Origin of the sequence: Lysinibacillus macroides, from assembly GCF_001281525.1 — a bacterium.
GTDB lineage: Bacteria > Bacillota > Bacilli > Bacillales_A > Planococcaceae > Lysinibacillus > Lysinibacillus macroides.
In genome coordinates, this window is record NZ_LGCI01000014.1 from 156,243 (window position 1) to 177,551 (window position 21,309).

Consider the following 21,309-nt stretch of genomic DNA (forward strand, 5'->3'; position numbering starts at 1 on the left):
AGAATGGATGAAAGAGCAGAAGAAACAATGACACTTGATCTTGATAAAAAATTAAATGAAGCTTTTGCTGGTCGTGTTGTTCGTAAAGATTTGACGAAGTTAATAAAAGAAGGGGCTAATGTTCCCGTCTATGTACTTGAATACTTATTAGGAATGTACTGTGCAACAGATGACGAAGAAAGTATTCGGGAAGGTGTGGAACGGGTTAAAAAGATTTTATCCGATAATTTCGTTCGCCCAGATGAAGCGGAAAAGATAAAATCACGCATTCGGGAGCTTGGGCAGTATTCGATTATTGACAAAGTAACGGTTGCACTGAATCCGAAAATAGACACGTATGAGGCAGAATTCTCAAACCTTGGATTAAAGGGAGTGCCAATTGCTTCAAACTTTGTAAAGGAATATGACAAGCTTTTAGTGGGCGGAATTTGGTGCATGGTGAAGATTGATTACTTCTATGATGAAGAAGTAAGAGTCATGAATCCTTTCAGTGTTAGTAGCCTACAGCCGATTCAAATGCCGAACATGGACATCAATGAGATTTTTGAAGGTAGAAAACAGTTTACAAAAGATGAATGGATTGACGTTCTTATCCGTTCTACAGGGATGGAGCCTACACAATTAGAAGAAAGAGTAAAGTGGCATCTACTTCTACGTCTCGTTCCACTTGTTGAAAATAACTACAATATGTGTGAATTAGGTCCAAGAGGAACGGGGAAATCTCATGTATACAAAGAAATTTCGCCAAATTCCATCCTTGTGTCAGGCGGTCAATCTACAGTAGCGAACCTCTTTTACAATATGTCCACTCGTAAAATCGGGCTTGTTGGAATGTGGGATTGTGTAGCATTTGACGAAGTAGCTGGTATTCGCTTTAAAGATAAAGACGGCATTCAAATTATGAAGGACTATATGGCATCTGGCTCTTTTGCCAGAGGGAAGGAAGAGAAGAACGCCTCGGCATCTATGGTATTTGTCGGGAATATTAACCAAAGTGTAGATGTACTGCTGAAAACTTCCCATCTTTTCGCCCCATTCCCTGAAGAAATGGCAAATGATACTGCATTCTTTGATCGGATGCATTATTACATGCCTGGGTGGGAAATTCCGAAAATGCGGCCAGACTTTTTTACCGATAAGTACGGCTTCATAGTGGATTACATCGCTGAATTCTTTAGGGAAATGCGAAAACGTTCATTTGCAGATTCAATTGACCGATATTACAAGCTTGGGAACAATTTGAATCAACGGGATACCGTAGCAGTGCGAAAAACGGTGTCGGGTATGGTGAAACTTATTTATCCTCATGGTGAATACACGAAAGAAGATATTGAAGAAATTTTACAATATGCCCTTGAAGGTCGCCGTCGTGTAAAGGAACAGCTTAAGAAAATTGGGGGCATGGAGTTCTACGATGTCATGTTCTCGTATCTTGATAAGGAAACGATGGAAGAAGAATACGTCTCTGTCCCTGAGCAGGGGGGCGGTAAACTGATTCCTGAGGGTATGGGTAAGCCAGGTCATGTGTATGTTGTCGGTCAAAGTGATTCGGGCATGATTGGCGTTTACAAGCTTGAAAACCAAGTCGTAGGCGGAACAGGTAAATTCGATAAATCAGGGGTTGGATCACACCGAGGAGCAAAAGAAAGTCTCGATACAGCTTTTCGTTTCTTTACTGCTAACAGTAAAGCTATAAGCAATACTATTAGCACAAAGACGAAAGATTATTTAATGCATGTTAGTGATCTACAAGGGATTGGTTTAACACAAGAACTTGCGATAGCAGAACTGATTGGACTTTGCTCAGGAGCTTTGGACAAGCCTGTACAAGAAAGTACCGTCGTTATTGGCAACATGACCGTAGGAGGAACCATTGCAAAAGTAGAAGAATTTGCGAACGTCTTGCAGGTATGTGTTGACGCAGGAGCGAAGAAAGTGTTGATACCAGCATCATCGGTTATGGATTTGCAAACAGTTCCGCCAGATTTATTAGTTAAAGTACAGCCAGTTTTTTATGCGGATCCGATTGATGCTGTGTTTAAGGCTTTGGGGGTTAGTTGAAAAAGATTTTGAACGTAACCATAATTAATGGAAAGAGTCGGTAATGCCGATTCTTTTTCTTATTATCGAAAGAAAATTTGGATGGGGTATGTGATGTGAAAATATATTCAAGAGATTTTACAGTTCTAACAAAAGAGGAATTGAAGGAATGGGAAATCTTAAAGGATAAAGAGGTTGTTCATAGGTCGGGGAATTTTGTCGTTAGGAGAAGTAAGTATAGAGAATATCCAGCCGCAGTAAGACACTATGAAAGTTTGTTTCCCAATAATCATTTGGATATAGTCGATCTACAAAAGATAGAACAGCTTACGAAGTTAACTGAAAAATTTCATCAAATGATAGACAATCCTAACTCAAATGAAAGATCTATTCTCAATTGGATTCGTGAAAACAGAGCTTACTTTATAATCGCATCTATCATGAAGGGCCCTTATAATTTCGGTCATCATGATGCATTTATTTTTCCAGAATTCCAATTAGGAAATACATATCAAGTTGATTACCTAATTGTTGGAAGGAATTCTGGGGGTTATGAATTTATTTTTGTAGAGTTGGAACATCCGAATAAAAATATTACATTGGCTGATGGTCATTTAGGTGATGCAATTAGAAAAGGAGAGAGGCAAGTAATCGACTGGAAATACTGGTTAGAAGCAAATTATGCAACACTTTATGAAACGTTTAATAAGTATAAAGATCCCAAGAAGTTGTTACCAGTTGAGTTTATGAAATATGACAGTACCCGTATTCACTATGCTGTAATTGCTGGAAGACGAAATGACTTCAACGAAAAAACTTATCAATTAAAACGACAAAAGTTAACGGAAGGTATCTTATTACTGCACTATGATAATCTCTATGATTCGGCAATGGCGTTAATTGGTGAATCTACATATTAATATACTTAGCTATCTGAGGCTCACTTTTGTAACAGTGAGCCTTTAAGGTATGGTCCGACCAGCTCGAACCAATAAAGCATTCCCGACGTGTTGACAACCTGATATAAATAAGTTGTATCAACCGAAAGGAGGAATTAATATGTTTGAAAATATTCCAAAACAATTAAAAGAAATGAATCAATGGGTCTGCTATCAAGCGATTCAAAAAGGTGAGAGGATTACAAAAGTACCTGTAAATCCTTCAAATGGCAAGGCGATTGATGTGAATAACAAGGAAAACTGGCTTACTTTCAATGAGGCAGTTTACGAAATAGAGCAAGGTAACAACAGAATTTCAGGAATTGGTTTTGTATTTTCAGACCATGATCCTTTTATTGGAATTGATTTGGATGATTGCATTAATGAAAAAGGTAAGCTTTCCTCTTTGGCAAATGAAGTTGTGCAAAGCTTTGCGAACAAGGCATATATCGAATATTCTCCAAGTGGGAGGGGAATTCACGTTATTGCAATTGGAAGGAAGCCGAATGGTCCTTCCAAAAATGCCGATCATGGTATTGAAATGTATGATCATAAACGCTATTTCACTGTAACAGCCAATCATTTGTTTCCAATAGAAGCAATTCAAGACTGCACAAGAGAAGTGCATGAGATTTTTCAGAAATATATGACCAAAAAGGAGGATGACGACAACGTGACAATGAAGCAAAAGGAAAGTTTTAATAAAGGACTTACTGAAGAAGGATTACTGGATATTATGTTTTCAAGTAAAGGGGGTGAACGATTAAGAAGTTTGTATGATGGACACTGGGAAAACTATCATTCCTCGCAAAGTGAGGCTGACTTAGCCCTATGTAATGCATTAGCTTTTTACACAGCGAAAGATGCTAATGAGATGGATCGGATGTTCCGTAAATCTGGGTTGTTTCGGAAGAAGTGGGATCAGATTCACTATGCAGATGGTTCCACTTACGGAGAAGTTGTGATTAATAAGGCAATAGAAGGGACATCTGTAGTTTTTACGACAAATGAGATACGAACCCCTCTTAAGCCTAAGCAAGTAGACAATAAAGATGCAAAAAAGGATTTACCAGCGTGGTATGAGCAAACACAAACATCAATGAGGTTTAAACCTGGAGTTTTAGCAAAGCACTTAGCTGAAACCGCAAATTTCATTTATTCGAGTGAACGGTTTTTTAAATACGAACATGGCGTATACAAGGAAATGCCGTTGCTCAAGGTGAAAAGCCTTATACAAGAAAATTTGTTAGATGAGCATAGTAAGAGCCATCATATCCAGGACACTTTGGAGCAATGGAAAACACGCATCGCTTATGAAGGGGATTTAATGGATAATCCCAACTTGACGGATATGATCAACTTCAAAAATGGTATGTACGATTTGAATAATAAGACTCTTCTTCCCCACTCTCCTCTTTTTTATACCGCTGTTCAAGTGAACGCACAATACGACCCATCTGCAACTTGCCCTCAATTCAAAAAGTTTATCCAAGAATCCCTCGATTCCTCAGACGCTTTAATTGCCCAAGAGTTAGTAGGTTATTTGTTAATTCCGAGCGTGGCCGCCGAAAAGGCATTCATTTTGTATGGACCAGGACGTAGTGGAAAATCAACATTCCTAAAGGTGATTGAGCAAATATTAGGGAAAAGTCAGATTAGCAACGTAGCTTTACAAGACCTATCCCAACGATTTAAAGCAAGCCTTCTACTTGGAAAACTTGCAAATATCTACGCTGACCTCCCCAATAAATCCATTCAAGATACAGGCGTTTTCAAGACACTTGTAAGTGGAGATTCCATTGTTGCAGAAGAAAAGTTCGGCACTCCCTTTTCTTTTTCAAACAAAGCAAGGCTCGTCTTCTCCTGTAATGAATTACCTTCCAATTATGTTGACCGAACAGACGGCTTTTACCGCCGTTTGATTATTCTCCCATTTTTAAGACAAGTGCCTGAAACAGAAATAGATCCTTTTCTATTGCAAAAATTCCAAGACGAGCTGGATGGAATCATTCAATGGGCTTTGGAAGGACTTCATCGTCTTATTAAAAACAAATTTCAATTTACGAAAAGCGAATCGAATAAGGCATTGCTCGCCGACTATCGCAAACAGTCAAATAACGTCATTTGGTTTGTAGAAGAGCATTGCGAACTTATCCCAGAGCAATTTGAATATAGTCGCCAACTTTATCAATATTACAAGCAAATGTGCCTTGAGAATGGATTACAACCCATCTCACAAACAAAATTCAACAAATCGCTTCAAAATGATTATCCAAAACAACTACTAAGAACCGAAGAATCCAATAGCAAACGGATCATTTTCAAGGGAATAAAGATTCGTCGTAACATCTAAAGTACAACCACAAGGGAGGGGAGCGGGTAAAAGAAAGGGTTTTTACAACTTATAAAAAAATTTGAATGGAAGAAGGTTGTAAACAAATTTCTAAAGGTTACGTAAAAGCCTTTGAAATGCCCCCTCCTCCTGTGGTTGTGATAAGTGGTTGCAAAAGAATTCTTTTTGGAAGTAAATGACCCACCCAATAAGATACTCTTACCGACATTGTGAATAATGAAAAGGCAGTTTCCATAAGCATTGAACTTTTGGAACTGCCTTTAAATATTTCAACCATTGTTTTTGGAGTATTTTTCATTGAAGTTGAAAAGTAACTGGGCGATTATATCTTGTAGCTTGTATTGGGGAAAATGCTCTTCGCAAGTTTTGACAAATTGTTTATACAACTCGTCCGACATACGGAAGTTTTTCGTTGCAAATTTAGGAGATTGGAAGATTCGCTTGTCCAAAATGAAGTCGTTGTTATTTTTAGATTGCTCAATTAATGATTTTAGGGCTAAGAAGTTTTGCTTAATATAGTCCAATTCGGGATCCTTGTGGGTAGTAACACTTATAATTTGGTTTTCATCCCGAATAAATTTGTAATACTGGTTATCTCGTTTAATAAATACATAATCATCTTCCTGCATTAGTTTTGTAAAGGTAGAGTAATTCATTTCAAGTGTTTCTGCCACCTTTTGTAAATCAAAGCCATCCTTACTTAGAAGATCATTTACAATTGCAACCCGTTCCTTGCTACTCATTGTAGTGAAGCTGTCTTTCTTCATGTGTACACCTCCTTGTCAGTTTCGATGTTATATTATAGATCTACATAGACAAGTAATTCCATGTTTGTATTATTCAACGTTAATTTCGTCAGGAGAGAAACTTTATTTTATTTTTCTATCCTTTAAATTTGATGTTTGATGCTTAAGGGTAACCTCTTTCTTCCCTATACATTTCAAAAAATAGAAATCAATTATTATCATAAAGATGATTGGTTCCTATGCAATCCGCCTTTCATTTTAATTGGATACTTATCATAAATCATATCATTAGTCAATTTCTCTATTAACAGTGGTAGTCGGCTTGAAATACTCTTGGAATTATGTTAATCAGCGATTTTGATAAAGTATCATTGGAACAAAAAACATTATGATTATTTTGTATTGTAATATGTACACGTGATATAATCGAAACATAGAGGAAATGTAAATATGTTTAAAGGCGTAAAATTGTAAATGGAATTACAAAGGAGCCGATATAGATGGAATTTAATATAGAATGGTATTCGCCGAACTTAGGTACGCCTATAGTTTCAATAGCGGAATATGGTATTGTGTTTAATAAGGCTTCAATAGCAACATTAGGATCTCCACATTCTATAAAAATAGGTTTTGATCGTGAGAAAAAATATATTGTCGTAATAGGGGTTACAGAGGAGGAATCTACAGAAGACACTATTGAATTTATAGGCAAAGAAAAAAACGGATTTATCCGTATTAATAATAAAGACTTTGTAAGGTTTATTCTGAGATACTGCCCAGAGATTAAGTTGGATAAAGCGAAGCGGTTTTTAAGTAGAAAAGAAGGAGAATTCTTAGTTGTAGATCTGAATTCACCTGCTGACATTAATGAAGATGCTGAAATGCACGAATAAGGAGGTATGCCCATGGGAATTTTATATTTAGATGAAGCAGGGAATACGGGTTTACGGGATACGAATCAACCATTACTAATTTATGGGGGTCCATATATTGAACCTTCGACATGGAAGAAGTTAAGCGACGACCTAATATTAATTCAAACAAAGTACCTTGGTATAATAGCAAGTAGGTTTCAATCAGGCCTAAGAGCTGAAAACTTCTTAGCGGAGGTAGGAACCAATGTAAATTTTCTTACTGATTTCCATTTTCATGCGAAGAATATAATAAATAGGACCGCTTTATGGAGTAAATTGGATGAAACAGAACGCTTCAAAGTATTAGAAGATATAATTGATATCATCATTAAACATGATATCACGTTTTACATTGGTGTATTGGACAAGGCCGTCTATCAGTCTACTATTAGTTTAAGAAATAATAATATGGGGGAATATCGCCATTTACATGAACAATTTTTAAGCTTTATAGAAAGCGACACATCTGAACACGCTCAAATTTTAACTGTAATAGATGATGGTGATGCAGGCGAAAAAGAAGTTCTTAAAGATTGTCTGAGTAGTTCTAATTTGAACAAGTTTTTTGGAGAGCTTGTTTGCGGTAAACATAAGGATTATCCGTTACTACAAGTTGCAGATATCGGTGTATGGGTCTTTCAAGCTTTTCACCGTCTTGGAACCAATAGAAGTGATGATTATGCCCAAAGTGTAAGGTATTTATATAATAAATTGCAAAGGGTTCTAAAGATAAAACAATGTTAAAAAGAAACCCCCAGGTCACACGATCCGTAGTGGCCTGGGGGTTATCCCCACACGATCCGTAGTGAGGATACTTATAAATATGCCCTCTTAAGGGAAAAAATACACGTTTTTTTGTATTTTAAGATGGAAAAAGGCCATATCACTGTGATAGGCCCTTTTGTCAAACCCATACGATCCGTAATGAGTTTGATATTAGGCCGAACGATCCGTACCGACCTGAAACTGTTGTATAAACAAGTCACACGATCCGTAGTGGCCTGCTTATCTGTAACTTAATTATAGCTGAAATAGAAAAGAAGTCAATATTTTCGTTTATGATTATAAAAATATACTGTAATCTTATGTACAATTGTAAAGCTATAATCAATCAAAATGAACGGTATTTGGTCATTGTTTCACCAAATACCGTTCATTCCAAGTGTTTTTTGCCTCTTAAATCACTACGGTGAACCGTACCATAAGTAAGTGAGGTTTTTTGATTAATAGCATCATCAACTTAAGAATTGATGATGCTATTTCAATCAGTTATTTCAATAAATTGCCAATATCAGACCATGACTTACTTATTAAGATTCGATCGCTAATTTCATAGTCAATAAAGCGGTTTAAAATATCCCAAAATTTAGAGTGTCTGGATAATTTGTTTTGGATCACGCGTGTTGATTAACCAACTACTACCAGCTTAATACATGAAAAAAAGAGATGCCTCTCGTAAAATGTAAGTGTCCAAACCAACATTTACGAAACGAGGTCATCTCTCATGAATAAGAATACCACGCTCGAGACATTGATTCAAAAATTTCTTTCCAAAGAAGAACTCCAAGAGATTCTGGAGGAGTTTCAGTACGAAGAAAAAGCCCGTAAATGCACGGTCTCCGTGATTCTTTCCTATCTGATCCATTCAGCTGCGAATGAATGGAAAAGCTTGCGCCACGCAGCGGATGTCGGTGAACATATCGGACTGACACCCGTCGATCACTCGTCTCTTTCCAAGCATCTCAAAGGACAGGATTACGCGATCATGAAGCGTGTGCTGGAAGTGGTGATCGGCAAACTGAACCGCGCGGCCCGCCGCAAGATCAAACTCCCGAAAGCCCTTCTGTCGATTGATTCGACGACCATCACCGTCGGAAAAACCCGGTTGCCTTGGGCGCTCTATCATGGAGAGCGGGCAGGCATCAAGCTGCATGTTGGCTTTTCGAATGAAACCGGCATGCCGCTTCATGTGGTGGAGACGACGGGATTAAAACATGATGGTCCGATCGGAAAAGAGCTGGAAGACGAACGATTTATTTTGGTTGGCGACCGGGCGTACTTTTCGATTGATAAAGTAGACCGGTATCTCAAAAGTGACCAGGATTTTGTCTTTCGTTTAAAGGACAATATCCATTTCAACCGAAAGAAATCACTTCAGGGCAGCCGTCCAGAAGGATCCAACGTGACCGCTGACTTCACTTGCACACTGGGCACGCCGCAGAAACAAACGAAAAACCGGCATCGTATCGTGCAGTTTACCGATTATAAAGGAAAAACGATCAGCGTGATCACCAGCCTGATGGGTGTAACCGCGGAAGAAGTAGCTGAAATGTACAAATCACGCTGGGCGATTGAGTCATTCTTCCGCTGGGTGAAGCAGAATTTGAATGTGCCGGCTCTCTTCGGCACGACAGAAAACGCCGTGTTCAACCAGCTGTTTGCGGCGCTGATCGCCTACGTTCTGCTCAAATATTTGCATACACAAGGTAACAAGGGGAGCTACTGCAAAACCCTATCGTTCGCTGGCTTTTTACGCCTGCTTCTTTGCGGTGCCTTACCGGTAGAATGGCGTTTGGAAATCAGAGAGACACTCGACTGGCAGCAGAGGTTGGCAACTGGAAACCTGTATAATTATGGTTAATCAACACGCCTGTTTTGAGAACATAGATTTTACAAGCGTTAAAGATTGTTTCATTATTCTGATACGCAACATTTTATGATAAAGGCGGTGTTTAGAAACAATGATATATCTAAAGAAATCATTATTATGATGGCAGTAAAAAGTTTCTGAAAAAATTGACATTTATATTCTTATAATATATGGTTAAGTAAAGTTAACTTAACTAATGGCGTAGGAGTTGAGATTATTGAGATTATTTGAAGGTATATTGATTGTCGTTCATATTGTATGGCTTTTTTCTTTTCTATTTAGAATTAATGTAAAAGTGAAAGGAACCCTTAATCTGATGGCATTTCTCCTTTTAATTATTCATTTAGGGTTTGAGGGTGATCGGTGGCAGATGGGATTGACCTATATATTGTTTATACTTTTAACGGTATTTACAATAAAGTCCTATATGCAAAAGAATGCAGAAAAAGTCCTCCTTGAAGGCGTGAAAAATAACAGGAAAGTTAAAAGATTTGTACATATTTTGTGTATGCTTATTTATTCATTTGGCAGTGTGGGCTTAGTTACGATGATGCCTGTATTTCAACTTCCAAAGCCTACGGGCCCTTTCGAAGTAGGTATGAATTCAAGACATTTGATAGATGAATCCAGATATGACTCGGAACAAAAAGCTCGGGAATTAATGATTCAAATATGGTATCCAGCAGAGATAAGGGACACATTGAAGGATATGCAGTATGAACCTTTTCCTTATGTAGAATGGTCAGGAACGATGGAATTTATTTTTTCTGTTCCACGCTCTTTATTTGAGTATTTAAAGTATGGGCAAACTAATAGCATAAAGGATATAGCTGTCTCTAATCGAGAAGACAAATTTCCAGTTCTTTTATTTTCTCATGGATATGGTAGTACCAGAATGCAAAGCTTCTCCCAAATGGAGGAATTGGCAAGTCACGGATATATTGTTGTCAGCGTTGACCATACAAATGATGCAGCTTATACAAGGTTTCCGGATGGACGGGAAATCATGAATCAGACAGATGCCTATTCCTATTCTTTTAATATTGATGATGAGAAAGATGTTAAAAGGCGCTCAAAAGATATAAGCTATGTGTTAGATCAATTAACAATAATTAATCATAGGGATCCTCAAGGTTTATTTAATGGAAAGATGGATATGGGCAAAATCGGTATACTTGGTCATTCATATGGAGGTTCAACGGCTGCTCAAGCACTGTTAGACGATAGCAGAATTTCTGGAGGAATCAATATAGATGGCCCCTTACATGAACCGGTAGCCAGCTCAGGGTTTGAACAGCCTTTTATGTTTATTTTAGATGAAGATTATCTTTATATACCAGATGAAGAAATTCAGTATACAAATATTACTCCAGCGGAATTTCAAAGGTATCATAGTAAAATTACAGAGCTTGCTGACTTTCACTATAAAGAGGGGATAAAGGGAGATACCTTTATGCTTACTTTTATAGCAGGCGATCATTATACTTTTACAGATTTTCCCTTTCTCTCGCCTCTATTATCATGGAATATAGATGTAAATCAATTCCATGAAGTTATGAATAAGTATGCTTTGGCTTTCTTTGACCATTATGTGAAAGGTAAAGAAGCTGACTCATTACTTAGGGAGGAGAAAAGGGAAGATGAGTTCTACTATTTTAAAGCGAATATGAAAAAGGATTGATAATAGTCAGTGTAGAAAAATTTGTTGAATGCTAAATATGGAATCAAACAGCTTTAAATTTTTTTAGTCCCAACAATCTTATTTAATGTATCCAAAACATTTTTTAACTCTGTTAAGCTTGCCTTCGAGTAGTATTTTTCTACAAGAATAGCATCAATTTTTTTTAGAAGTTGATGGAACTCTTGGCCCCTTTCTCCAAGATAAATAAGGGCCTCTCTACGGTTTACTAAATTTTCCTGGCGATAGATCATGTTCATTTCTTCAAGTTTTGAAATGACTTGACTCACTGCACTTTTTGAAATATCAAAATGATTTACAATATCTTTTGCAATTACTGGTTCATGACGAATGATATAATACATTATCATTTCTTGTTGAGGAGTTAGATGAAAGCTTGCTAATTCCTCCGCCTCTTTTGTTTCTTGTAAAACTAACAATTTAAACTGCTCAAATTGTTGATTGATTTTGTCTATAAGTACTAAATAATCATGCACAGATTTATCATCCTTAATTTATTTAAAAGATTATAGTTAAGTTAATTCTCCTTAACTATTATAGAATTGTCAATGAATAAGGATAAGTGAGGAGGAATAATGTTGAAAGTATATGAGTTCAAAGCAATTAGTATTAATGACATACCCGCAATGGCTGATTTACTAATTCATCGGCAAAATGTTGAAGGTGAAGTATTTCCATTTTTAAAAAACAGTTGTCTCAATGTCAAATATACAATACACATACTTGAGGAATTATTTATAAATAACAAAATGATTGGGATGGGAGCATTTACGAATAATGAGCTAGTAGGCTATATCATTGGAGAGATAAAGATCGATACTCTTAGAGGCAGATATGCATGGGTGCCCTATGAGGGTGTAGCAATCCGAATGGATCAATCCTCTGAACTGATACGAAATCTATATGCAAGGGTTTCAGAGGCATGGCTTGAGCAGGGTTGTTTTATGCACTATACAATCATCCCTCTTGGCAATCAGACATACTATGATGCTTACCAACGATTAAGCTTTTTTATCCAGCAAGTCCATGCCGTAATGAACATAAAAGATTATAAATCCTTTGAAAATGTGTCGGATGTAGAGATTAGGGTTGCTAATAAAATGGATAGTGACATGATGGGGAAAATGTCTAGTATCATTCAATCGTATCATAATGTGGCACCTACGTTTGAGCCTGCGTTACCTGAAGTAGTATCGAATATAAAAGCTGCCTATAAAAGTATAGTAGCGGAAAATGACGAAATATGTCTTATTGCGATAAAGGATACGGAAGAATTAGGCTTTCAATATTATTGTCCGATCACCTCTGATTTGATGACACCTGACAACGGAGTAGAGTTAAGCATTGCAGGCACGTACCATTCTCAAATGGGAAGAGGTGTAGGGAAAAAGCTAATGAATGAAGGCTATAGAATTATGAAAGAGAAAGGATACAATAGTATGATAACAGATTGGAGAATGACCAACCTTGCCTCTTCAACGTTTTGGCCTAAGTGTGGGTTTAAGCCAGTTGCTTATCGAATGGTTAGATATATTGATAGTAATATAGCATGGGCAAACTTTAACAATCCTAGTATAAAGCTGTTATAGCAAATTCAATTAGGTATTTTGAGCCTTTATGGGTATTATGTAGAAATTTATTATAAGTATGTCTTTTGATAGATATGATGAATGGTCATCTACTCGAAAATTTTTTGAGTAGATGGCTTTTTCATATTTATTAGATGAAGCTTAACCTTGTAGGACATGTTCCTATCCTTCATTCCTCCCTTCTAATTGTAAAATCCTCCGTATAAGTAGTTTAAAAAGTTATATTTTTGCTAAAAAAACCGTTGTTAAATAGTAATGATTACGATATAAATCAAAACGTAATGATTACTATTTTAAATGCGGATTAGAAAAGAGGTAGTTAACTATGAAATTTGTTAATGGAAATAAGAGGTACAGCCTGGCAAATATAAAAGATACCCCAACGTTTATAGGCAATTCAATATTAAAAGTAGGTATCTTACTAGTATGCCTTTGCTTATTGAGTGCTTGTACAACACCCTCTAAGGAAACAGCTAAAGAGAATACCACGGACAAGCATCTTAACTTTCTCTATAATTTTTCCACGAATTCTTTAGATCCTCATGTTGATTCAAGTTATGTTCCATTAAGAGCTGGAATAACAGAAACACTTGTGCGTTTAGATGAGGAAAATTTAACTGTCGCTCCATGGCTTGCTGAAAGCTGGGAGGGGAGGATGGTCGACATTGGACGATTCATCTTCGTGAGGATATTACATTTCAGAATGGTAAAGCAATGGATGCAGAGGCAGTGAAGGCTTCTCTTGAACGGGCATTGCAGGAGAGCGTGGCAATTCAGAACGCTCTTAAAATAGACAAAATTGATGCAGATGGATATACCTTAAATATTACTACAAAGGTTCCTTTTCCAGAGTTTATTTCTGAGCTAGTGAATCCGAATGTTTCAATTATCGATGTAACAGAAGAGGATATTGTCAATAAACCAGTCGGTACAGGTCCCTTTGTACTAGAGTCATTTTCACCGGGCAGTAAATTGGAGCTTAAGCGTTACGATAATTATTGGGATGGTGCTTCCAATCTCGATTCAGTAACATTCTCCTTTAATGAGGATGCAAATGCTCGCTCCCTTGCGTTGAAGTCTGGACAAGTGGATATTGTGTATCGCCCAGAAGTAGAGAGTCTGGAATCGTTAGAAGCGTTAGAGGGGATAAAAGTAGAATCTACTGCGACCTTCCGTGTTCATCAAATGACGATGAATATGCAACAAAAAAGTTTACAGGATATAAATGTCCGTCGTGCGGTGGATGCCTTAATTAACCGTCAGAAAATTGTAGATAATATTCTTTTAGGGTATGGTGAACCTGCTGTTAGCCCCTTTTTACCAACATTGCCGTTTGCGCCATCCTATGAGAAAAGTGAAACTGGGTCAGATATAGCAATTAAGTACTTAGAAGAAGCGGGTTATTCCCTTAAAGATGGGAAGATGCAAAAAGACGGAGAGCCGCTTAAATTTACACTTTTAACGTATAGTGCGAGAGCAGATTTGCCATTAATCGCTCAAGTATTTCAATCGGATGCTAAACAAATAGGCGTTGATGTAGAAATTCGTCAAATTGATATACCCGAGGAATATATGGCATCAAATCGGGATTGGGATTTGGCGACCTATAGCAACCTAACGGCTCCAAGAGGGGATGCAGGCTATTATTTAAATGCAACCTATCATCCAACTGGTGCGCTTAACTTTAGTGGAGCTCATGAGTCAGAGTTGACTGCCATTATCGATAAGCTCAATCAAACTGTTGGTCAGGAGGAGCGAGCTGTACTAGCAGAGCAGGCAGCTAATTATGTTCATGATCATGTAATTAATTCATTTGTTCTGCATCCTTCTACAATTGTTGCTTATAAAGAAAATAAAGTGAAAAATTGGGTAACAACGAGAAGTGAATATTATATGATTACCAATCTGTTGGATGTGAAATAGATGCTAAGAATTCTTGCTCGAAAAATCTTTGAGGTTCTAATTTTTCTATTATTTATTACATTTATTAGTTTTTTAGTTGTTAGACTTGCGCCTGGTGACCCTGTTTTAACGATTTTAAATGTTGATGAACTATCTGTTAATCAGGAGCAGCTGGAGGCATTAAGAGAGGATATGGGATTCAACAAGCCATTGCTTGTACAGTATGGACTATGGCTACTAAAATTCTTTACGCTTGATTTCGGAGTATCCTATGTTACAGGTCAACCCGTAATGGATATGATTTTAATGGGCTTGCCTGCCACTATGGAATTAGCGGCTGGTGCATTAATTGTTATGGTGGTTATATCGGCTCCATTAGGATCGCTATCTGCACTTTACCGCAATAGCTGGATCGACCAATTAGGGAGAACCTTATCTGTTCTTGGTGCAGCCATCCCTAGTTTTTGGCTAGGTCTTATTCTTATTGAGCTATTTGGTGTTCGTATGCATTAGCTTCCAACTATGGGAAGAGATGGGTTCATATCTTTAATTTTACCATCATTGACACTGGGTCTAGCTATTTCGAGCGTATATGTTCGTTTGCTTCGTTCTAGCCTTCTCGATTCATTCAGTCAGGAATTTATCCGTGCTGCACGAGCGCGTGGTTTATCAGAAAAACGTATTTTTCTCATGCATGCATTTCGACACAGCCTTCCTCCTGTTATTACTGTTTTTGGCGTTAGCTTAGGAAGCCTGATTGGCGGTGTAGTAGTAATTGAAGTGTTGTTTGCGTATCCAGGGATAGGAAAGCTTGTGGTCGATGCTATACGTCAACGTGATTATCCCCTTATCCAAGGATATATTTTAATTATGGCGATTATTATTTTTATTGTAAATGCATGTGTCGACCTATCTTATAGATACTTAAATCCTGAAATGAAGCTAAAAGAAAGGGAGGCGAATCGATGAGTGGTTTATCTTTACATTTGCAAAAATTAAAAAAGTTCAGTTGGTCAGGTATAGCAGCTTTAATATGTCTAATCTTTATTTTATTTGTAGTTTTATATACTTTTTTCCATTTGCAACATGATCCAAATTTAACAAACCTTGATGAACGACTTCAGGGGATGAGCCTCCAGCATCCATTAGGAACAGACCAACTTGGTAGGGACGTTTTGACAAGGTTACTACTAGGGGCTCAGCAGACAATTGGTTATAGCTTATTAGCCCTTCTTGCTGCGCTTATAATTGGTGTGCCTTTTGGACTTATTTCTGGCTATAAACGTGGGCTAGTGGATCGTGTATTTATGCGTATTGCAGATGGTTTTTTAGCTTTTCCAGATACGATTATAGCAATTGTGTTGAGTGGTTTACTTGGACCAGGAATAGGTAATTTAGTGCTTGCTATTATTATGGTTAAGTGGGTAAGTTATGCACGTCTAGTACGTAGCACGGTTTTAGCTGAGTCTCAAAAGGAATATGTACTGGTCGCACGTACGAATGGCCTTTCTCCAATAAAAATCATAAGAAAGCATTTATTTCCCCATATCATAGGGCATGTTTTAGTGCTCGCAAGTCTTGATTTTGGCAAAATTATTTTGCTTATTTCAGCTTTTTCCTACATTGGTTTAGGAGTACAGCCTCCAACACCTGAATGGGGAGCAATGTTAAATGAATCACGCCCGTACTTTCAAACGAGACCTGAATTAATGATTTATTCAGGATTGGCAATCGTAGTAGTGGTGTTACTAACGAATATGCTGGGCGATTATTTACGTGATCATTTTGATGTGAAGAAGGAGGTGGAGCAATGATTTTATCAATGGAGCAAGTTTCCATTCGTAGTGGGGAGAAGAAAATTATTGATAATGTGCCATTCTCCATTGATAAAGGCGAATGGTTTGCATTAGTGGGGCAAAGTGGAAGTGGGAAAAGCATTCTTTCCCGGGCAATAGGACAATTGCTTCCTAAAAATTTTCAAGTAGAAGGTAAGATCCTTTTAAACGAGGAGGATTTGTGTTCACTGTCGCCAAAGCAAATGCGTACAATTCGTGGTCAAACTCTTTCCTATATTTTTCAGGACTATCAAGGTACCTTTACACCATTTAGAACGATTGGACAACACTTAGAGGAATATCAAAAGGTACATGGCAATCTGGATACGAGACAGAGAAAAATAAAGTCAATTGAGGCACTTCATTCAGTTGGATTAGATGAAGCCTTTTATAGTAGCTATCCCTTTCAATTAAGCGGAGGGCAACTTCAACGTGCTTCAATTGCAATTGCACTTTTACTATCTCCTGATTTATTGATAGCAGATGAAATAACAACTGCATTGGATAGTGTATCAGGACATCGCATTTTAGAGCTGCTTGCAAAAAAGCAAAAGGAAATAGGTTGTACCATTCTATTTATCACGCATGATTGGCGGCATGTAAGACGGTATGCTGACCGTATAGCAATCATGAAGGATGGGGTAATTGTCGAGTCTGGTGGGAAGCATCGTATACTTGACCATCCAAAGCATGCGTATACAAAGCAGCTAATTCATGCTACACCAATTTTAGGTAAGGGTCTGCTATCAGGTTTGCAGGAGGTAGGAAAAGAATGAGTTTGCTTACAGTAAAAGAACTGACCAAATCCTATCAATCAGGAAAAGTGGCGGTAGATTATCTTTCATTTACATTAAATAAAGGTGAGTGTTTAGGTCTTGTTGGGGAAAGTGGCTGTGGTAAAAGTACACTAGCTCGATGTTTATTGCGCATTGAACCAATTAACAGTGGTTCCATCTATTTTAACAATGAGCCAATCGAAAGTCTCAATGGACGACAGTTATATTCTTATCGAAAAAAGCTGCAAATCGTGTTTCAAAATCCCTTAGCTGCCCTAAACCCAAAGCTAAAAATAAAGGATTCACTGGTTGACCCCTATTTGGAGTATGCCAAGGAACTAAACCTTAGCTATTTTTCTTTTACCTCTAAGGCTGCTTTCGTCAAACAACTATTAGAAGCGGTTGAATTGCCATCTAGTCTAGCTGACCGATATCCCCATGAAATAAGCGGTGGACAACAGCAAAGGGTAACAATTGCTCGTGCTATAAGTATTGAACCAGAGCTAATTGTTTTGGATGAGCCAACTGCTAGCCTGGATGTTATTTCGCAAAGGGCAGTGCTCACTTTATTAACGGAGCTTCGTGAAACATTAAATCTTTCTTATCTCTTTATATCTCATGACCTTGCTGCTGTTAACCAAATGTGTCAGCGCATACTAGTAATGAAGGAAGGTCATCTGATTGATGAATTTAATCGTCGTGATTTATTTGATAATGAACGTCATGCTTATACAAAAGAGCTTATTTCAATTTATTAGCTTTATAGAGAACTAACTCCTAAGCAGATGTTAAATAAATTGTATTAAAAATAAGAAAAATCGTCTTTCTAAGTTAGATAGGAGCAATTTCTTTATCTAAGAAATTATATATTTAGTCTTATAGCTTATGAAGGAATATAAAGTAAGCTTAAACTATCACAAATACGCGTTATACATAAAGAGCAGTCATCTATCTCAAATTTAGATAGGTGGCTGCTCTTGATATTTAAAATCTTTGTTTACTGTAATTTTAGGGTCTTTCAAAATTTATATCAATTGAACTTTTTTTAGAATCAAATGTTATAATTTTCTTAAATATCAGCATAATTCATCAGTCTTAAAGGGATAAGGTATTAGATGTTTATAGCAATTATAGCGAGAAAAATAGCAATATTTATTAACTATATAAAGGAGTTTTGAGATGACTAATATTGTTTCTTTACAAAAGGGTGGAAATACCATTCTTGCAGAGAGTGGCACGATTACAGTGGAGTTACGATGGAGTTCTACGTCGATATTAGATGTTAGTTCTTTTTTAGTAGGCGCTAATGGCAAGGTGCCATCAGATGCTTATATGGTATTTTACAATCAAGAAACAGAGCCAGAGCGAAGTGTTTGGTTAACAACGAATGAAACGAATAAAGTAGTTTTTACGATACAGTTAGAGAAGCTTTCACCAACTATTCAGCATTGCTTTTTTACAGCAACATTAGAGGGAAACGCAACATTTGCTACAGTTCAAGGGCTGAGTATTACAGTAAAAAGTAGTCAAGGAGAGGTTTGCTATCAAATAGATGATGCTACTGAAGAAAGGGCATTGGTTCTTGCTGAAGTATATCGACATCAAGCAACATTTAAATTTCGAGCGATTGGTAGGGGATTTAATGGTGGGCTAAAGCCACTAGCTGAATCGTATGGAGTGGAGGTTGAAGAGCCTGAAGTTCCATCTATTTCTTCTAGCGAGCCTGTTCAAGAAGTTCATTTAACAAAAATTGATTTATTGAAAAAGAAAGTTTCAATCTCCTTGGAAAAGAAAAAAATTGCCTTTGAGAAATCACGGATAGCTGTTGTTTTTGATGCATCGGGCTCAATGACAAGGTTGTATCAAAATGGTACAGTTCAACGTGCTTTTGAACGAGTGTTAGCTGTTGCTGCCTGTATGGATGATAATGGTGAATTAGATGTTTGGTTCTTTGGCTCTAAATTTATGAAGACTAGAAGCGTGACGGAGAGAGATTTTGAGGATTATATTCAACAAACCTATCCTGTGCCCAAAATGTTTGGTGGTTTAGGCTCAGGGAATAATGAGCCACCTGTTATGAAGGATATTATCCGTCACTATGTAAAAAAAGAGCCTCGCAAGGACATACCTGCATATATTATATTTTTCAGTGATGGTGGGATTTATAAAGATAAAGAGATTGCTAAAATTTTGATTGATGCTTCACAACATAATATTTTCTGGCAATTTGTTGGTCTAGGGAATGCGAATTACGGTGTTCTACAAAAATTAGATGATTTACCAGGGCGATTTATTGATAATGCTGATTTTTTTGCTTTGGATGATTTAGATAAAATAACAGATGAAGAATTATATGATCGACTTCTTAATGAATTCCCACAATGGCTGAGGAAGGCAAGAGCAAAGGGGATTTTGCATTAAGATCAAATGGATTGTAATTGCAGTGGATATTTTCTCTGAAGCACAGGGATGCTCAAACTTTCGTAACTGTTATACAGCCTGCATTAGGGCCTTATTTAGTAATTGTAGTTACCTTTTTAACATTCTTTATGTCCAATAATGCCTTTGATTTTGGCACAGTAATTGGTAGCTTTGATTGTAGGTGTTATTTCGATTGAAGCTTAAGTCTGTTAAATTTGACTATCACAAAAGCACCGAACAAGTTTTGATGCCATATTAAAAGATATTTTTTGAGCAGAGGCTATAGGATGTAAGCCCCTACTGATTGAAGGTTCATTTTATTTCTTTTATAGCTAAAGCTAGGAGATGTTTTTATAACATCTCCTAGCTTTTTCATTAACAAAATTATTCATTGTTAAGCCTTTTAGAAGCAGAATTCTTTTCGGCAGTCACCGCAATATGTGGCAAAGCCTTTCCTAAGCCATAATGTGGCATATTGACATAAATGGCCTCATAAGCACCTTTACGAATTTGGTAGGTTTCATGATAAATACCAACTGCCTCATTATTATTTACTTTTTGATTAAATTGCTTCCAAGCAGCTAAATGCTTTTCGTTTTTAGCATAGGCGAGCAAGTCTTCAAGCGAACGCCAATATTGAATCATCGTCGTTGTTTTTAGTCCAAAATAGCTTTCCATTGATAAAAAGCCCAGCTTTTCCTTGTTTGTATAAAGCTCTTTAACCATGCCAGGCATGGCTGTAAATACAGGAAACCATTTGTGAACAGCGAGGCGTTTATTTACTCTCATGCCAATAATAAAAACGACCATATCCTTTGCGTTATCAACTGTATAGCGCCCAGTATAAACTTTGTTAGCCATGTTCTATTCCTCCTTTTGAAGTTGCTCAAGCGTAAAATCACACCATTCAATTGTGGCCTGAGTTGTCCTTTTTCCATAATCCAATGTAAATAGCCAATACTTTAAATTTTCACTTGTCTCCTGATGGATTGCGTGTTCAATCGCTACATAAGTTTGATAGCGTCCCTCAAGTGTTTCCTTATAATTTTGTAGCAGCAATAGTTGGCTTTCCTCAGATTGATAGTGTCCAAAAAATAATTTAAGTAAAACCTCATTGCGTTCTTTTGGAAATTGTTCAATGGGCTGCTCTAACCAATTTTTTAATACCTCTAGCCCTTTGGCAGTTAGATAATATTCATTTTTATCAGGTTTTCCAGTACTCGTGGAAGTGCGTACCTCTGCTAATCCTTCCTGGGAAATTAATTTAAGCGTTGGATAGATTTGTCCATAACTAATTTTCCAAAAATGTTGAAGGCTTCTATCAATCAACTGTTTAATGGCATAGCCTGATTTACATTCCGTCGTTAATATCCCTAATATTGCATATGTTGTGTCGTTATAACTTTTCATATTTTCACACCTATCTAAAAGATATATATCATTTAG

General features: G+C 37.1%; 16 protein-coding genes and 2 pseudogenes. 14 read left to right on the forward strand and 4 right to left on the reverse strand.

Annotated elements, in window-relative coordinates; genetic code table 11:
* Nucleotides 1-3: 3 nt before the first annotated feature.
* The 3 genes from brxL (at nt 4) to ADM90_RS22665 (ending at nt 5,331) form a co-directional block, all read left to right on the forward strand.
* On the forward strand, nt 4-2,061 hold the full coding sequence (gene brxL / locus ADM90_RS22655; protein WP_053997122.1) for a protease Lon-related BREX system protein BrxL: 2,058 nt from the start codon (nt 4-6) through the stop codon (nt 2,059-2,061).
* Between the two features lie 95 nt (nt 2,062-2,156).
* A complete protein-coding gene (locus ADM90_RS22660; protein WP_143759468.1) occupies nt 2,157-2,960 on the forward strand; it encodes a Shedu anti-phage system protein SduA domain-containing protein in 804 nt (267 codons plus the stop codon).
* Between the two features lie 139 nt (nt 2,961-3,099).
* Nucleotides 3,100-5,331 carry a phage/plasmid primase, P4 family gene (locus ADM90_RS22665; RefSeq protein WP_053997123.1) on the forward strand — a complete coding sequence of 744 codons (2,232 nt, stop codon included), beginning with the start codon at nt 3,100-3,102 and terminating at the stop codon, nt 5,329-5,331.
* Between the two features lie 269 nt (nt 5,332-5,600).
* Here ADM90_RS22665 and ADM90_RS22670 read toward each other — a convergent pair whose 3' ends face one another.
* Nucleotides 5,601-6,098, reverse strand: coding sequence for a hypothetical protein (locus ADM90_RS22670; protein ID WP_053997124.1), 498 nt, complete (start codon nt 6,096-6,098; stop codon nt 5,601-5,603).
* A 479-nt stretch (nt 6,099-6,577) separates the two neighbouring features.
* Between ADM90_RS22670 and ADM90_RS22675 the strand changes: the two genes are divergently transcribed.
* The 4 genes from ADM90_RS22675 (at nt 6,578) to ADM90_RS22690 (ending at nt 11,322) form a co-directional block, all read left to right on the forward strand.
* Complete coding sequence (locus tag ADM90_RS22675; protein WP_009499345.1) at nt 6,578-6,970, forward strand: hypothetical protein; 393 nt, start codon at nt 6,578-6,580, stop codon at nt 6,968-6,970.
* A 12-nt stretch (nt 6,971-6,982) separates the two neighbouring features.
* On the forward strand, nt 6,983-7,735 hold the full coding sequence (locus ADM90_RS22680) for a DUF3800 domain-containing protein (RefSeq protein WP_143759470.1): 753 nt from the start codon (nt 6,983-6,985) through the stop codon (nt 7,733-7,735).
* Between the two features lie 760 nt (nt 7,736-8,495).
* Entirely contained in the window at nt 8,496-9,632 is a 1,137-nt protein-coding gene (locus tag ADM90_RS22685) for an IS4 family transposase (RefSeq protein WP_053995988.1), read from the forward strand.
* 226 nt (nt 9,633-9,858) lie between these two features.
* Complete coding sequence (locus ADM90_RS22690; RefSeq protein ID WP_053997125.1) at nt 9,859-11,322, forward strand: alpha/beta hydrolase family protein; 1,464 nt, start codon at nt 9,859-9,861, stop codon at nt 11,320-11,322.
* Between the two features lie 53 nt (nt 11,323-11,375).
* On the opposite strand, the gene ADM90_RS22695 is transcribed toward ADM90_RS22690, so the two are convergent.
* Nucleotides 11,376-11,816 (reverse strand): MarR family transcriptional regulator, encoded by a 441-nt coding sequence (locus ADM90_RS22695; RefSeq protein ID WP_053997126.1) that lies wholly within the window; start codon nt 11,814-11,816, stop codon nt 11,376-11,378.
* Between the two features lie 102 nt (nt 11,817-11,918).
* Between ADM90_RS22695 and ADM90_RS22700 the strand changes: the two genes are divergently transcribed.
* From ADM90_RS22700 to ADM90_RS22730, 7 genes and pseudogenes are all read left to right on the forward strand, one after another.
* The gene (locus ADM90_RS22700) at nt 11,919-12,929 is read left to right on the forward strand and encodes a GNAT family N-acetyltransferase (RefSeq protein WP_152928072.1); all 1,011 of its coding nucleotides are present in this window, start codon (nt 11,919-11,921) and stop codon (nt 12,927-12,929) included.
* A 325-nt stretch (nt 12,930-13,254) separates the two neighbouring features.
* Nucleotides 13,255-14,852, forward strand: a pseudogene (gene nikA / locus ADM90_RS22705) (nickel ABC transporter substrate-binding protein).
* Nucleotides 14,853-15,800, forward strand: a pseudogene (nikB, locus tag ADM90_RS22710) (nickel ABC transporter permease).
* Complete coding sequence (gene nikC / locus ADM90_RS22715) at nt 15,797-16,645, forward strand: nickel transporter permease (protein ID WP_053997128.1); 849 nt, start codon at nt 15,797-15,799, stop codon at nt 16,643-16,645. Before nikB ends, nikC begins: the two are co-directional and overlap by 4 nt.
* Complete coding sequence (locus tag ADM90_RS22720; RefSeq protein ID WP_053997129.1) at nt 16,642-17,442, forward strand: ABC transporter ATP-binding protein; 801 nt, start codon at nt 16,642-16,644, stop codon at nt 17,440-17,442. The genes nikC and ADM90_RS22720 overlap by 4 nt, the downstream gene beginning before the upstream one ends.
* The gene (locus ADM90_RS22725; RefSeq protein WP_053997130.1) at nt 17,439-18,200 is read left to right on the forward strand and encodes an ABC transporter ATP-binding protein; all 762 of its coding nucleotides are present in this window, start codon (nt 17,439-17,441) and stop codon (nt 18,198-18,200) included. Before ADM90_RS22720 ends, ADM90_RS22725 begins: the two co-directional genes overlap by 4 nt.
* A 421-nt stretch (nt 18,201-18,621) precedes the next feature.
* Nucleotides 18,622-19,863 (forward strand): vWA domain-containing protein, encoded by a 1,242-nt coding sequence (locus ADM90_RS22730; RefSeq protein ID WP_053997131.1) that lies wholly within the window; start codon nt 18,622-18,624, stop codon nt 19,861-19,863.
* 384 nt (nt 19,864-20,247) lie between these two features.
* Here the strand turns inward: ADM90_RS22730 and ADM90_RS22735 are convergent, their stop codons facing one another.
* Nucleotides 20,248-20,724, reverse strand: a complete 477-nt coding sequence (locus tag ADM90_RS22735; protein WP_053997132.1) for a DUF4188 domain-containing protein — start codon at nt 20,722-20,724, stop codon at nt 20,248-20,250.
* A gap of 3 nt (nt 20,725-20,727) precedes the next feature.
* Nucleotides 20,728-21,273, reverse strand: coding sequence for a PadR family transcriptional regulator (locus ADM90_RS22740; protein WP_053997133.1), 546 nt, complete (start codon nt 21,271-21,273; stop codon nt 20,728-20,730).
* Between the last annotated feature and the right edge of the window lie 36 nt (nt 21,274-21,309).

Bases quoted from the DNA above. Each gene is read 5' to 3' on its own strand.
- ADM90_RS22740 (WP_053997133.1), bottom strand. From the start codon at position 21,273: ATGAAAAGTTATAACGACACAACATATGCAATATTAGGGATATTAACG.
- brxL (WP_053997122.1), top strand. From the start codon at position 4: ATGGATGAAAGAGCAGAAGAAACAATGACACTTGATCTTGATAAAAAA.
- nikC (WP_053997128.1), top strand. From the start codon at position 15,797: ATGAGTGGTTTATCTTTACATTTGCAAAAATTAAAAAAGTTCAGTTGG.
- ADM90_RS22685 (WP_053995988.1), top strand. From the start codon at position 8,496: ATGAATAAGAATACCACGCTCGAGACATTGATTCAAAAATTTCTTTCC.
- ADM90_RS22665 (WP_053997123.1), top strand. From the start codon at position 3,100: ATGTTTGAAAATATTCCAAAACAATTAAAAGAAATGAATCAATGGGTC.
- ADM90_RS22720 (WP_053997129.1), top strand. From the start codon at position 16,642: ATGATTTTATCAATGGAGCAAGTTTCCATTCGTAGTGGGGAGAAGAAA.
- ADM90_RS22730 (WP_053997131.1), top strand. From the start codon at position 18,622: ATGACTAATATTGTTTCTTTACAAAAGGGTGGAAATACCATTCTTGCA.
- ADM90_RS22725 (WP_053997130.1), top strand. From the start codon at position 17,439: ATGAGTTTGCTTACAGTAAAAGAACTGACCAAATCCTATCAATCAGGA.
- ADM90_RS22735 (WP_053997132.1), bottom strand. From the start codon at position 20,724: ATGGCTAACAAAGTTTATACTGGGCGCTATACAGTTGATAACGCAAAG.
- ADM90_RS22680 (WP_143759470.1), top strand. From the start codon at position 6,983: ATGGGAATTTTATATTTAGATGAAGCAGGGAATACGGGTTTACGGGAT.
- ADM90_RS22675 (WP_009499345.1), top strand. From the start codon at position 6,578: ATGGAATTTAATATAGAATGGTATTCGCCGAACTTAGGTACGCCTATA.
- ADM90_RS22670 (WP_053997124.1), bottom strand. From the start codon at position 6,098: ATGAAGAAAGACAGCTTCACTACAATGAGTAGCAAGGAACGGGTTGCA.